This is a genomic window from uncultured Tateyamaria sp. (assembly GCF_947497045.1).
Classification (GTDB): Bacteria; Pseudomonadota; Alphaproteobacteria; order Rhodobacterales; family Rhodobacteraceae; genus Tateyamaria.
The window spans coordinates 116,626-130,759 of record NZ_CANMEU010000006.1 but is presented as its reverse complement, the minus strand read 5'-3'; the positions used below and the strand labels follow the sequence as shown (position 1 = coordinate 130,759).

The following is a 14,134-nucleotide window of genomic DNA, read 5'->3' as shown; positions in this document are numbered from 1 at the left end:
AGATCACACATGAAAACCATTTTGACCGCCGCCATCCTGACAATCACCGCCACCGCCGCCCTTGCGGATGGCCACTGCGCCGCTGGCAAAACACTGACCGACGGCACGCTCACAATCGCGACCGGCAACCCGGCCTACTACCCATGGGTCATCGACGATGCCCCGGACAGCAAACAGGGGTTTGAGGCCGCCGTAGCCTATGCCCTCGCGGGCGAGATGGGCTTTGCTGACGAAGCGGTCACATGGGTGCGCACCTCCTTTGACGAGGCGATCCAACCCGGTGCCAAGAATTTCGACATCAACATGCAGCAATTCTCGATCACGGCCGAGCGCGACAAGGTCGTCGATTTCTCCGCTCCGTACTACACCGCTCCCCAAGCGGTCCTGACCACGGTCGAGGTCGCCGAGGGCGGGGCCAAACCCACGCTCGAAAGCCTGAAGGGCCTGAAATGGGGCGTCGTTGCCTCGACCACGGCGCTGCCCATCGTGATGGAGACCATCGCCCCCGACCAAAGCCCGCTGGTCTATGACGACAATGCCAACGTGACCGCCGCGATCAAGGCCGGTCAGATCGACGCGGCCCTGTTCGATCTGCCCACGGCGCTGTTTACATCGGCTGTGTTGCTCGACAACGGAATGGTGTTGGGGCAATTCGACCCCGAAGCGGCCGAAAACCCGGACCAATTCGGGATGCTGATGACTGAAGGCAATCCGCTCAAGGCCTGTGTGGACGAGGCACTGACCGCGCTGAGCGACAGTGGCAAACTGGCCGAAATCGAGGCCGAATGGCTGCAAGAAGCCACCGGCGTTCCACTGATCAAGTGAGCACAAGACGCGCCGCCTACGAGGCCCGGCAACGCCGCCGGGCCAACGTGATTGCGGGGGTCAGCACCTTTGGGGTGCTGGCCCTTCTCCTTGTTCTGGTCCCTCTTGCACCCGGCTGGCAGGCGGTCAAAGCGTCGTTCTTTGATGGCGAAGTGTTCCTGCGCACCTTTCCGGGGCTGTTGCAGGCCTTTGTGCTGGATGTAGCGATCTTCGCGTGGTCCGTGCCGCTGATCTTTGCGCTTGGACTGGCCATTGCGCTGGCACGCGGCGCGCGCAATCCGGCGCTGTTTCCGCTGCGCATTTTCGGGGCGGTCTATGTCGATCTGTTCCGCGGCATACCTGTTGTGCTGCTGGTCTACCTTGTCGGCTTCGGCATTCCCGGTCTCGGCCTGCCCCGCCCGTGGAACTCGCCCTATATCTGGGGCACGGTGGCGCTGGTGCTGACCTATTCGGCCTATGTCGCCGAGGTGCTGCGGTCGGGCATCGAAAGCATCCACGCCAGTCAGCGCAACGCGGCGATCTGCCTGGGTCTCAGCGAACGTGACACGATGCGCTATGTCATCCTGCCACAAGCTATCCGACGGGTGGTGCCAGCAAACATGAACATGCTGGTGGCATTGCAAAAGGATGTCGCACTTCTGTCCTTCATCGGCCCCGTCGAAATCCTGCGCCAGGCGGGTATCTTCAAAAGCCTGCTCGCGAATTTCACACCATATGTGGCCGCAGCGATCATCTTTCTCTGCGTCACCGTGCCCGCCACACGTTACGCAGATTATTTGCTGAACAAGGACCGCAATGCCCGATCCTAGACTAGAGTTGCGCGGCGTCACCAAATCCTTTGACGATGCGCAGGTGCTGAAAGGCATCGACATGACCATCGGACAAGGCGAAATGGTATGCCTGATCGGGGCCTCCGGCTCGGGCAAATCCACCCTGCTGCGGTGCATGAACGGGCTCGAACCTGTTGATGACGGGGCGGTTCTGCTGGATGGGCTCGATATCGCAGAACCCGGCTTTGACCTCGCACCCATCCGGCAACGGATCGGGATCGTGTTTCAGTCCTTCAACCTGTTTCCGCACATGACGGCCTTTGACAATGTGTGCCTCGCGCCACGCCGGGTTCTGGGAGAAACCGACAGCGCATTGCACCCCCGGGTCGAGGCGCTGTTTGAACGGTTTGGTCTGGGCAGCCACATGCACAAGTATCCCGATCAGCTCTCGGGCGGACAACAACAGCGGGTTGCGGTGATCCGGGCATTGGCGATGACACCACAAACGATGCTCTTTGACGAAATCACCTCCGCGCTTGATCCCGAGCTCGTCGGCGAAGTGCTTGATGTGCTCCGCGCGCTCAGGGACGAAGGGATGACGATGGTACTGGCCACCCACGAAATGGGGTTCGCACGCGAACTGGCAGACCGGGTCTGCTTCATGGATCAAGGCGTGATCGCCGAGGAAGGCCCACCCGAGGCGATCTTCTCAAACCCGAAACGGGACCGAACCCGCAAGTTCCTCGCCTCGATCCTGCGCTGATCCGCTCTTCATCTTGCCGGAAAAACTCTCCCCGAAGGGCCGATTTGCCAAAAGCACACCGGGCTCAGTAGAGATCCCACTCATCCGCCTGGCGCAACTCACCCATCGCCATCCATGCCACACGCACACGGGCCACGCGCGTGTCACCCCAGGTGCGAAAGACCAGATCGAACCCGCCCTCTGTGATGGTTTCGGCAGTGATATCGGCACGTAACGTGGTTTGCGTATCCACGTCCCACATCGAAATCGACACATGCACGACCGGGATGGATCGGAAAGGCTCCTCGAACGCGATACGACGACGGCGTTCGCGCTGGCCACGGCCCGTCCACATCTCGCCCCCATCCTCAAAGTCGGAAAACAGAACAGTGTCGCCCTGGTCGATGCCAATCAGATGGTTACGTAATCGTTTCATACTATCGTCTTTGTCGAACTTATGGAGTGCTAGCACGTCAAGATCGCAGGATCAGGCAAAAAACACAAAAAAGGCCCCGCATTTTGCGGGACCTTTCAAAGTCGCACCAGACGGGCTGACCTTACAGGCTTGGCTGTTTCGTGCTCAGGCCGATTTCAGCCCCAACCGCAACCATGTCAGCCAGCAGTTTTGCTGCATCATCAATGGGTCCAGAGTCGTTCTTGAACGTGTCCTTGGCGCGGCTATAGCTGTCTTGGGCTTCGTCAAACATCGCATCCATGTCGGTTTGGGTGATGTCGCTGCGGGACACGGCACGCTCTGCCAGAACCGAAATCCCTTGCGTGCCGATCTCGGCAAAACCACCAGTGACGACAAACTCATGCACCGTCCCGCTCGCATCCACCTTCAGCACGCCGGGGCGCAAGGTGGTGATCGTGGGCGCATGATCAGCCATGACGGTCATGTCCCCGTCCGCGCCGGGGATTTGAACGGATGTTGCCTCCATCGACGCAAGGCTGCGCTCGGGGGATACCAAATCAAATTGCATTGCTGCCTCCTTTGCAGGGCCGTGGGCAGATTGCCCACCCTACCCTTGGGCGTTGGCGTAGGGTGGGCAATCCTGCCCACCCGATCTCTTAGGCTGCGTCAGCAGCCATTTTCTCGGCCTTGGCGATCACTTCGCTGATGCCGCCAACCATATAGAAGGCACCTTCAGGCAGGTGGTCATATTCGCCCGCGACAACCGCCTTGAACGAGGCAATCGTGTCCTCCAAAGGCACCTGAATACCATCCGAGCCTGTGAACACCTTGGCCACGTCAAAGGGCTGGCTGAGGAAACGCTGTATTTTGCGCGCACGGGACACGGTCAGTTTGTCCTCTTCGCTGAGTTCGTCCATGCCCAAAATCGCGATGATGTCTTGCAGCGACTTGTAGCGTTGCAGGATCTGCTGCACGTCCGAGGCCACCTTGTAGTGCTCTTCGCCCACGATCTGCGGATCCATCAGGCGCGACGAACTGTCGAGCGGGTCCACGGCCGGATAGATGCCCAGTTCGGAAATCGCACGCGACAGAACGGTGGTCGCGTCCAGGTGTGCAAAGGTTGTCGCAGGTGCGGGGTCGGTCAAGTCATCCGCAGGCACGTACACGGCCTGAATGGAGGTAATCGAACCGGATTTGGTCGATGTAATCCGTTCCTGCATCTGGCCCATATCGGTCGCCAGTGTCGGCTGATAGCCCACCGCCGAAGGGATACGGCCCAAGAGGGCGGACACTTCGGAACCCGCTTGGGTAAAGCGGAAGATATTGTCGACAAAGAACAGAACGTCCGTGCCCGAGGCATCGCGGAACTGTTCGGCCAGCGTGAGGCCCGTCAGAGCAACACGCGCCCGCGCTCCGGGAGGTTCGTTCATTTGACCGTAGACGAGGGCCACCTGACTCTCTTCGAGGTTGTCGGGCTTGATCACATTGGATTCGATCATCTCGTGATAAAGGTCGTTGCCTTCACGGGTCCGCTCACCCACACCGGCGAATACGGAATAGCCCGAGTGCACCTTGGCGATGTTGTTGATGAGTTCCATGATCAGAACGGTCTTGCCCACACCGGCACCACCAAAAAGGCCGATCTTGCCGCCCTTGGAATAAGGCGCGAGCAGGTCGACAACCTTGATGCCTGTCACCAGGATTTCGGACTCTGTCGATTGTTCGGCAAAGGCAGGTGCGTCTGCGTGGATGGGGCGGCGTTCTTCGGCCTCGACAGGGCCACCTTCGTCAACGGGCTCCCCCACGACGTTCAGGATGCGCCCAAGGGTCTTGGGGCCAACGGGAACCATGATGGGGCCGTCGGTGTCCACAACTTCCTGACCGCGCACCAGACCTTCGGATGAGTCCATCGCGATGGTGCGCACGGTGTTTTCGCCCAGGTGCTGCGCCACTTCCAACACCAGCTTGTTGCCGTTGTTGTCGGTGGTCAGCGCGTTCAGGATTTCCGGCAGGTGGTCATCGAACTGGACGTCGACGACGGCCCCGATGACTTGTGTAATTTTGCCTTTAGCGTTTGCCATGTTTCGTCTCCGGTTCTCTTACAGCGCTTCCACGCCGGAATTCATTTTGCTTTCACGAGCCTCTTTGAAAGCTCTGAGCTTGCTACTGTCATCAAAGTCCAACTCTTCTAGAGTTGTGACATCCATTCGGTTAACGATGTCCATCGCCCATCGCATAGCGGCAGGGTCGCCCGGGTTCATTGACTTTGCAGGATCGTACTGATCGCTCATCACAAAGCCTCCGCGCCGGAAATAATTTCGATCAGCTCGTTCGTGATCACGGCCTGACGCGAGCGGTTGTACTGGATCGTGAGTTGGTCGATCATGTCGCCCGCATTGCGAGTCGCGTTGTCCATTGCCGACATCCGCGCACCTTGTTCGGATGCGCCGTTTTCCAGCAGGGCCGAAAAGATCGACGTGGCCACGGCGCGCGGCAGAAGATCGGCCAGGATGGCCTCTTCGTCCGGCTCGTAGTCATACAGCGTCTCGCTTGCCTCGTACCCTTCGGGCACCGCAAAGGGAATGATCTGCTGCGCGGTCGGGATTTGCGTCACCACGTTCTGGAAGCGCGCGAAAAAGATCGTTGCCACATCGAACTCGCCCGCATCAAAGCGGCCCAGCACATCCTTGGCCACGCCTTGGGCGTCCGCATAGGACATCCGCTTGACCTCGGACATGTCCACGTGACCAACGAACTTGTCGCCGAGATCCCGTTTCAGCTGATCGCGGCCCTTTTTGCCGACTGTCAAAACCTTGACTGTCTTGCCCTCGTCTCGCAACTTGGCGGCATGGGTGCGCGCCAGTTTGGCGATGTTGGTGTTGAACCCACCGCACAGGCCCCGCTCAGAGGTCATCACGACCAGCAGATGCACTTGGTCCGACCCCGTGCCCGACAGCAGCTTGGGTGCGCTGTCTGACCCGGACGCGGCCGAGGACAGGCCCGCCATCACGGCATTGAACCGTTCGGCATAGGGCCGTGATTGTTCGGCAGCCTCTTGCGCCCGCCGCAATTTCGCGGCGGCCACCATTTGCATGGCCTTGGTGATCTTGCGGGTCGATTTGACCGACTCGATCCTGTTTTTCAGGTCCTTGAGATTTGGCATTGCCCTACCTCCCGATCAAGCGAAGGTCGAAGCGAACTCGTCGAGGACCGCCTTCATCTTGTCGACGTTCTCACCCGATTTGAATTTGGGGTCTTCGTCCGAAATCCACTTGAGGAAATCCGTTTTCTGGCTGCGCAGGAACTTGAGCAGGCTGGCTTCGAATTCGCCCACCTTGGACACGGACACCTTGTCCAGATAACCGTTGGTGCCTGCAAAGATAACGCAGACGATTTCGGCATTGGTCAGGGGCGAATATTGCGGCTGCTTCATCAGCTCGGTCAGGCGCGCACCCCGGTTCAGCAACTGCTGCGTGGCGGCATCAAGGTCCGAACCGAACTGGGCAAAAGCCGCCATCTCGCGGTACTGAGCCAGCGACAGTTTCACGGGGCCAGCAACGGAGGACATCGCGTCCGTTTGGGCCGAGGAGCCAACCCGGCTCACCGACAGACCGGTGTTCACCGCCGGACGAATGCCCTGATAGAACAGTTCCGTCTCAAGGAAGATCTGACCGTCGGTGATCGAAATCACGTTGGTCGGGATAAAGGCCGACACGTCCCCGCCTTGGGTCTCGATGATCGGCAGCGCGGTCAGCGAGCCCGCACCATTGTCTTCGTTCAGCTTGGCCGAGCGTTCCAGAAGGCGCGAGTGAAGGTAGAAAACGTCGCCGGGATAGGCTTCGCGGCCCGGTGGGCGACGCAGCAGCAGCGACATCTGACGATAGGACACGGCCTGTTTGGAAAGGTCATCGTAGATGATCAGCGCGTGGCGGCCATTGTCGCGGAAGAATTCCGCCATCGAAGTCGCCGCATAAGGTGCAAGGAACTGCATCGGTGCCGGATCGGACGCGGTCGCGGCCACAACGATCGAATACTCAATCGCGCCGGACTCTTCGAGCTTCTTCACCAGCTGCGCCACAGTCGAGCGTTTCTGGCCAACGGCAACGTAGATGCAGTAGAGCTTCTTGCTCTCGTCATCGCCAGCGGCGTCGTTATAGGATTTCTGGTTCAGGATCGCGTCGAGGGCCACGGCGGTCTTGCCGGTCTGACGGTCACCAATGATCAATTCACGCTGGCCACGGCCAATCGGGATCATCGCGTCCACAGCCTTGAGGCCGGTCGCCATCGGTTCGTGCACCGATTTGCGGGGGATGATGCCGGGGGCCTTGACGTCCGCAACCGACCGCTGCGCGGCGTTGATCGGGCCTTTGCCGTCCAGCGGGTTGCCAAGGCCGTCCACGACCCGACCCAACAGTTCGTTGCCCACGGGCACGTCCACGATGGAGTTCGTGCGCTTGACGGTGTCGCCTTCCTTGATGTCCCGGTCAGAACCGAAGATCACCACACCGACGTTGTCGGTTTCGAGGTTCAGGGCCATGCCCTGAATGCCGCCGGGGAATTCGACCATCTCACCGGCTTGGACATTGTCGAGGCCATAAACACGGGCAATCCCGTCACCCACGGACAAAACGCGGCCCACTTCGGCCACTTCTGCTTCCTGACCAAAGTTCTTGATCTGGTCTTTCAGGATTGCAGAAATCTCTGCTGCTTGGATACCCATTTATCCGACCTCTTTCATTGCATTCTGGAGGGAAGAGAGCTTGGAGCGGATCGACGTGTCGATCATCTTCGAGCCCACTTTTACGATCAAACCGCCGATGAGGCTTTCATCGACGGACGCATTTATGGTGACGTTCTTGCCCATGCGGGCCTTGAGCGTCTTGGCAAGGCTGTCTGATTGCGCCTTGGTCAGTGCGGTGGCGGATGTGACGTCTGCGGTCAGCTCGCCCTTGTCTTCGGCGATGATGTTGCGCAGCGCCTGCACGAGTTGCGGCACCACAAACAAGCGCCGCTTTTCAGCCATCAGGGCCAGCGTGTTGCCCATCAGGTCACTTATGCCCGCCTTTTTGGCGATAGCCGCAATGGCCGCAGCCTGTTCAGAGCGGCTGTACACCGGCGAATGGATCAACGCGTTGAAGTCTGCGCTGTCGGCCATGGCCGCGCTCAGCACCTCAATATCGCTTTCGATTTTCTTGACGGCTTTACCCTCTTTGGCAAGCGCGTAGACAGCAGTGGCATAGCGCGACGCGATGCCTGTGGAGATCGAAGCTGGTTCGGACACGTCCACCCTTTCGATGTCTTGGCCCCGCATTCTACCACCCGAAGGCGGTCAAAGGTCGGGGACGTGGGAACGCCTTGATTTGGGCCAAAGCGTGGAAATCAGGGGGGATGTAGCAGAGGGTATCGAACCCCGCAACATATGTTCGCGAACAAGGGTCGGAGCGGTTTTTAAGCGTTTTCAAATAGTTAACGAAACTGCGACCTATTGGCCCGCAGGAATTGTAGGATTTCGGTCACAAAACGTGCGTCTTTGGCTGCGATTCCTGTCATCGGACATGGCGTCGATGTCCAAAACCCGGCCCCCTTCCGTCCCCAATACACAATTCTGGCCTGCACTTCTGATTGTGTCCGAGGGCCGCGCCAAAGCGCCGACCTCATTGAATCCAACTAGCGTCATTCGCATTCGAGTGACGTATTTCGACTGGGGGGTCGGTATGGGACCTTTTGCTTTGCTGGCTTTGTTGACCGGCAATATGTTGCTTGGCGCTTTGGAGGATGGCGGCGGAAACACCGCGCCGGAAACATCTGGCGAACCCGACACACCGGACCTCCCCCAGGACCCATTGCCCCCACCGCCCCCCGAAGAGCCGGATGTGGGCGCTGCGTTTGATGTCGATCCGTCCACGGGTGCGGTCAGTCTCGATCTGGGAGACGACGAGACCGACACATTGGCCAGCATCATCTACGTCGACAGCGAAGATAATCCTACCAATGTCTACCAAACCTACGAGGCTCGGTTTTATCTGGTGCCGGAGGGGGCGAATCTGTCCGATCAGGGTTTTGAAAACAAGGGCGCGATTCCTGGCCTGCAAGACTTTGGCGGAAATTCGCTGGACTATGAACTGGCCGAATTCGAAGCGCAGCTTGGCCTTGAATTGTTGGGAACCGTTGACCTTGATCTGCCCGAAAGTGGCCGCCCCTTGCCCGAGCCAGGCACCATGCGGGACGTACTGCCCCAGATTTCCTCCAATGCAGACGTGGCCGTCCACTATCTGGAAGCCAATACCGATGGGGATGACCTGATCAGGTTCTTGAACGAAGACTACATCGTGACCCGCAATGGCGTGACCGAGCAGGTGGTCACCGAAGACACAACCGGAACCGCAGGCGCGGATTGGTTGACCGCCGGTGCCAGCGGGCTGGCCCTTGATGGTGGCGAAGGCAATGACACCCTTGTCGCCGACTTTGCCGACACGACCCTGACCGGCGGCGTGGGGGACGACACCTTCGAGGGGGTGTTTGCCGAACGCGGTCAGGGTTTCTCACGGATCGACGGCACCGAACCCGGCGTTGTGATCGTTGCCGGGGATGGAAACGACAATGTCAGCACCTCAAACGCCACGGTAGATGCGGGTGCGGGCGACGACTCGGTCACTATGTTTGGCGGCGAGGCACGCGGCGGCGAAGGAGACGACAGGCTGAACGCACGGGGGCCGGGTCTGGCGACGCTCTACGGCGATGCCGGTAATGACCGTTTGTTTGTCAGCGGCGAAGGCTCTGAAGCCTTTGGTGGTGAAGGCGCGGACTTCATTGGCGCAAACGCTGGCACCTTGGGCGATGGCGGTTTTGGCAATGACACCTTGCAGTTGGACCCAGGCGGGACTGGCATTGGTGGCGCAGGCGACGATATGATCAACGTCATGGGTTTTTATGATGATGAAGACGGCCCGGCCACCGTGACGGGTGGCGAAGGCGAAGACACCATAAGCGCCTTGGTTCGGGGTGGCTTTGGTGCGCCCGAGTACGTGTACCTTGAGATTGCCGATTTCGACACAGACGAAGACATCTTGCAGATCGGGTCCTTCGGCGACGGAGCCGTCACAAATATCGATATCGTGCAGAATCCGGGTGACAATGTGACGGATGTGCGGGTCAGTTTTGCCCCGACAAGCAATATCGAAAGGGGCATGGCCATCATTCGCATTAATGGCCTGTCAGATATCACCGAAGATCAGATCATCCTCACGTAGTGCGACGGATCAGACCCGGCCAGCCACCGGCGCCGTCACCCCCTGGGGCACCTTTTGCCGCTTGGCCCTGGACCGCACCACCTTGCCCTTGGGCGGATAGACCAGCTTGGACGCCTCAACCATGAACGCGCCTCCCGCGAACATGCCCGGCATCAGGCGGCCAACCTTTTCGAACATGGGTGCCGACTTCATCCAGACCCTGCGCGACGAGGGGAATTGATAAAGCGCGCCCAGATGCCGTTCCGGCAGGAACTGGTGTTTGCGCAATTGCGTCTCAAGCTGGCTGGCCGAATAGGGCCGTCCATAGCCAAAGGGCGTGCGATCCCGGCGCGACCACAGCCCGGCCCGGTTGGGCACGATGAACAGCGCCTTGCCCCCCGGCCCCAGCACCCGCCACGCCTCTTCGAGCAGATCATAGGCCCGCTCGGACGTTTCCAGCCCGTGCAGCACGATCAGCTTGTCCACATGACCCGTCTCAATCGGCCACAAGGTTTCTTCTGTCAGCACGGTGACGTTGGGCGCATCCGCAGGCCAAGGCATCACGCCCTGCGGCCCCGGCATCAGCGCGATAACCCTGCGCGCATCGGCCAGATAGGGGCGCAATAGCGGCAAGGCAAAGCCAAAGCCCGCCACGGTCTGTCCCGCCGCTTCGGGCCAGATTTCGGTCATGCGCCGCCGCATCGAAGCCTGCGCGGCCCGCCCCAAAGCGCTGCGGTAGTAGAAGTTGCGCAAATCCTGCACGTCCAGATGCATCGTGATCCCTTGCCCTTGGCGGCCCTACACGCCACCTTTGATATAACCCTACCCCAAGAAAGCGCCATTGCCATGCCCCTCGATATCCGCACAATCCCCTGCCTGTCCGACAATTATGCGTTTCTGGCGCATGACCCCGAAACAGGGGCCACAGCGCTGGTGGATGTGCCCGAGGCCGCCCCGATCCTTGATGTGCTGGCCGAGACGGGATGGACCTTGAGCGACATTCTGATCACCCATCATCATTGGGATCACGTCGACGGGCTGGAGGCCGTGCTGGCCAAACACCCAGCCCGCGTGATCGGGGCGGCTGCCGATGCCGACCGCCTGCCCAAGCTGGATGTCGCACTGACCGAGGGCGATGAGGTCAAGATCGGCTCGGAAACCGGCACCGTTATTGATGTGTCGGGACACACGATCCATCACGTCGCCTTTCACTTCCCCGGTGCGCGGGCCCTGTTCACCGCGGACAGCCTGATGGCTTTGGGATGCGGACGGGTGTTTGAAGGGACCAAGCCGCAAATGCACGAAAGCCTGCAAAAGCTGGCCGCCCTGCCCGGTGACACGGTCGTCTATTCCGGACATGAATATACCGCCGCCAATGCCAAATTCGCACTGACCATTGATCCGGACAATTCCGACCTTATATCGCGGGTCCGGGATGTGACCGAAAAACGCGCAAGCGGTATCCCGACTGTCCCCTCTTTGCTGTCCGAAGAACTGGCAACCAACCCGTTTCTGCGCGCTCACGATCCCGCCATTCAGGCCCATTTGGGCATGAGCGGCGCAAACGCCACCGACGTGTTCACGGAAATCCGCACCAGAAAGGACAATTTCTGAGACGGATTGTTCTCATACACGCCTAAATCTACACCGAAAACACACCCCTGACGCAGATTGTGAGGTTTTGTGCAAAGAAAAGCCTTGAAGCGGCGCGTTGTTCAACCAAACTTAAACACATGAGGCCATGGTTGGTACGGGGCCTCGACATTCCTTGGCGCCCCCACCCGACCCCGATCGAAAGGAGCACGAGCCGTGCCTTCATTCTCGACGACACTGGAAAAAGCGATCCATCAGGCGCTTGCGCTGGCCAACGAACGCCGGCACGAATTTGCAACTCTCGAGCATTTGCTGCTCTCCCTGGTGGATGAACCCGACGCCCGCCGCGTCATGCAGGCCTGTTCGGTCGACATTGACGAATTGCGCGGCGCGCTCAACGAATTTGTGGACGATGACCTGTCCAATCTGGTCACCGACATTGATGGATCAGAGGCGGTTCCGACGGCCGCGTTCCAGCGCGTGATCCAGCGCGCCGCCATTCACGTGCAGTCCTCGGGCCGCACCGAAGTGACCGGCGCCAATGTGCTGGTCGCCATCTTCGCCGAACGCGAAAGCAACGCGGCCTACTTCCTGCAAGAACAGGACATGACGCGCTATGACGCGGTGAATTTCATCGCACACGGTGTTGCCAAGGACCCCGCCTTTGGCGAGGCGCGGCCTGTGTCCGGTGCGCCCGAAGTCGAGGATGAGCCGCAAGGCGTCACCGAAGGTGAGAAAAAAGAAAGCGCACTCGCGAAATACTGCGTGGATCTGAATGAAAAGTCCCGCGAGGGCGATATCGACCCGCTTATCGGACGCGATTCCGAGGTGGAGCGGTGTATTCAGGTGCTCTGCCGTCGCCGCAAGAACAACCCGCTGCTGGTGGGCGACCCCGGTGTGGGCAAAACCGCCATCGCCGAGGGGCTCGCGCGCAAGATCGTGGCCGGCGAAACCCCCGAAGTGCTCTCGGGCACGACCATCTATTCGCTCGATATGGGCGCATTGCTGGCCGGGACCCGTTATCGCGGTGATTTCGAAGAGCGGCTCAAGGCCGTCGTGACCGAACTTGAGGATCACAAGGACGCGGTGCTGTTCATCGACGAAATCCACACCGTGATCGGGGCTGGCGCGACATCCGGCGGTGCCATGGATGCCTCCAACCTGCTCAAACCTGCTTTGCAGGGTGGCAAGCTGCGCACCATGGGCTCGACCACCTACAAGGAATTCCGCCAGCACTTTGAAAAGGATCGCGCATTGTCGCGTCGGTTCCAGAAGATCGACGTGAATGAGCCGTCGGTGGATGATGCCACCAAGATCCTCAAGGGCCTCAAACCCTATTTTGAGGATCACCACGGCGTCAAATACACATCCGACGCGATCAAGACCTCTGTCGAACTGGCGAGCCGCTATATCAACGACCGCAAGCTGCCCGACAGCGCCATCGATGTCATCGACGAGGCGGGCGCAGCCCAGCATCTGGTTGCAGCGGCCAAACGGCGCAAGACCATCGGCACCAAGGAAATCGAGAATGTCGTCGCCAAGATCGCGCGCATTCCGCCCAAGAACGTCTCCAAGGACGATGCCGAGACGCTGAAAGATCTTGAGGCGTCCCTGAAACGGGTCGTGTTCGGGCAGGACGAAGCCATCACTGCGCTGTCCTCGGCGATCAAACTGGCGCGTGCGGGTCTGCGCGAACCTGAAAAGCCCATCGGCAACTACCTTTTCGCAGGGCCAACAGGTGTGGGCAAAACCGAGGTTGCAAAGCAATTGGCTGACACGCTCGGGGTCGAGATGTTGCGCTTTGACATGTCCGAGTACATGGAAAAACACGCTGTTTCACGCCTGATCGGGGCCCCTCCAGGCTATGTCGGGTTCGATCAGGGTGGCATGTTGACGGACGGTGTCGATCAACACCCGCATTGTGTGCTGTTGCTGGACGAGATGGAAAAGGCGCACCCCGATGTCTACAATATCCTGTTGCAGGTGATGGATCACGGGAAGCTGACCGACCACAATGGTCGCACGGTCGATTTCCGCAATGTGATCCTGATAATGACCTCGAACGCGGGGGCTGCTGAACAGGCCAAGGCCGCGATCGGGTTCGGTCGCGACCGGCGCACCGGCGAAGATACCGCCGCGATTGAGCGGACGTTCACGCCCGAATTCCGCAACCGTCTGGACGCGGTGATCAGCTTTGCCCCCCTTGGCAAGGATACGATCCTGTCTGTGGTCGAGAAGTTCGTGCTGCAACTTGAGGCACAACTGATGGATCGCAACGTCACCATCGAGTTGACCAAACCCGCGGCGGAATGGCTGGCCGACAAGGGCTATGATGACAAAATGGGCGCGCGTCCACTTGGCCGTGTGATCCAGGAATACATCAAAAAGCCACTGGCCGAAGAGTTGCTGTTTGGCAAGTTGATGAAAGGTGGCGTGGTCAAGGTCGGCGTCAAGAACGGCGCGCTTGACCTGAAGCTGGAAGGGCCGGACAAACCGCGCCTGTCCGGCAACAAGCCACCGCTGCTGACCGCCGACTGATGCGGGCGGCCCTTGCCGCGCT

At 59.7% G+C, this 14,134-nt stretch carries 14 protein-coding genes; 6 read left to right on the top strand and 8 right to left on the bottom strand.

The features are described from left to right. The first annotated feature begins 9 nt into the window (after positions 1-9). Genes Q0859_RS13700 through Q0859_RS13690 form a run of 3 tightly spaced genes read left to right on the top strand, consistent with a single transcriptional unit; the run spans position 10 to position 2,358 of the window. On the top strand, positions 10-825 hold the full coding sequence (locus tag Q0859_RS13700) for an ABC transporter substrate-binding protein (protein ID WP_299152011.1): 816 nt from the start codon (positions 10-12) through the stop codon (positions 823-825). After that, on the top strand, positions 786-1,634 hold the full coding sequence (locus Q0859_RS13695) for an amino acid ABC transporter permease (RefSeq protein ID WP_299152010.1): 849 nt from the start codon (positions 786-788) through the stop codon (positions 1,632-1,634). Before Q0859_RS13700 ends, Q0859_RS13695 begins: the two co-directional genes overlap by 40 nt. Then, entirely contained in the window at positions 1,621-2,358 is a 738-nt protein-coding gene (locus Q0859_RS13690; protein ID WP_299152009.1) for an amino acid ABC transporter ATP-binding protein, read from the top strand. Before Q0859_RS13695 ends, Q0859_RS13690 begins: the two co-directional genes overlap by 14 nt. A 64-nt stretch (positions 2,359-2,422) precedes the next feature. Here Q0859_RS13690 and Q0859_RS13685 read toward each other — a convergent pair whose 3' ends face one another. The 7 genes from Q0859_RS13685 to Q0859_RS13655 form a co-directional block, all read right to left on the bottom strand. Then, positions 2,423-2,773 (bottom strand): H-type lectin domain-containing protein, encoded by a 351-nt coding sequence (locus tag Q0859_RS13685; protein ID WP_299152008.1) that lies wholly within the window; start codon positions 2,771-2,773, stop codon positions 2,423-2,425. Positions 2,774-2,894: 121 nt separating this feature from the next. After that, entirely contained in the window at positions 2,895-3,320 is a 426-nt protein-coding gene (locus Q0859_RS13680; RefSeq protein ID WP_299152007.1) for a F0F1 ATP synthase subunit epsilon, read from the bottom strand. An 88-nt stretch (positions 3,321-3,408) separates the two neighbouring features. Further along, positions 3,409-4,833 carry a F0F1 ATP synthase subunit beta gene (gene atpD / locus Q0859_RS13675; RefSeq protein ID WP_299152005.1) on the bottom strand — a complete coding sequence of 475 codons (1,425 nt, stop codon included), beginning with the start codon at positions 4,831-4,833 and terminating at the stop codon, positions 3,409-3,411. A gap of 18 nt (positions 4,834-4,851) precedes the next feature. Next, a complete protein-coding gene (locus Q0859_RS13670) occupies positions 4,852-5,043 on the bottom strand; it encodes a hypothetical protein (protein ID WP_299152003.1) in 192 nt (63 codons plus the stop codon). Further along, a complete protein-coding gene (locus Q0859_RS13665; protein WP_299152002.1) occupies positions 5,043-5,915 on the bottom strand; it encodes a F0F1 ATP synthase subunit gamma in 873 nt (290 codons plus the stop codon). Before Q0859_RS13665 ends, Q0859_RS13670 begins: the two co-directional genes overlap by 1 nt. A gap of 15 nt (positions 5,916-5,930) precedes the next feature. Then, a complete protein-coding gene (atpA, locus tag Q0859_RS13660) occupies positions 5,931-7,472 on the bottom strand; it encodes a F0F1 ATP synthase subunit alpha (protein WP_299152001.1) in 1,542 nt (513 codons plus the stop codon). After that, positions 7,473-8,033 carry a F0F1 ATP synthase subunit delta gene (locus tag Q0859_RS13655; protein ID WP_299152127.1) on the bottom strand — a complete coding sequence of 187 codons (561 nt, stop codon included), beginning with the start codon at positions 8,031-8,033 and terminating at the stop codon, positions 7,473-7,475. A gap of 433 nt (positions 8,034-8,466) precedes the next feature. On the opposite strand from Q0859_RS13655, the gene Q0859_RS13650 reads away from it, so the two are divergent. Next, on the top strand, positions 8,467-10,002 hold the full coding sequence (locus Q0859_RS13650) for a hypothetical protein (RefSeq protein WP_299151999.1): 1,536 nt from the start codon (positions 8,467-8,469) through the stop codon (positions 10,000-10,002). Positions 10,003-10,011: 9 nt separating this feature from the next. On the opposite strand, the gene Q0859_RS13645 is transcribed toward Q0859_RS13650, so the two are convergent. Beyond that, positions 10,012-10,755, bottom strand: coding sequence for a hypothetical protein (locus Q0859_RS13645; RefSeq protein ID WP_299151997.1), 744 nt, complete (start codon positions 10,753-10,755; stop codon positions 10,012-10,014). 72 nt (positions 10,756-10,827) lie between these two features. Here Q0859_RS13645 and gloB point away from each other — a divergent pair, with 72 nt between their 5' ends. Beyond that, complete coding sequence (gene gloB / locus Q0859_RS13640; protein ID WP_299151996.1) at positions 10,828-11,595, top strand: hydroxyacylglutathione hydrolase; 768 nt, start codon at positions 10,828-10,830, stop codon at positions 11,593-11,595. Positions 11,596-11,790: 195 nt separating this feature from the next. Beyond that, positions 11,791-14,112, top strand: a complete 2,322-nt coding sequence (gene clpA, locus Q0859_RS13635; RefSeq protein ID WP_299151995.1) for an ATP-dependent Clp protease ATP-binding subunit ClpA — start codon at positions 11,791-11,793, stop codon at positions 14,110-14,112. Positions 14,113-14,134: the final 22 nt, after the last annotated feature.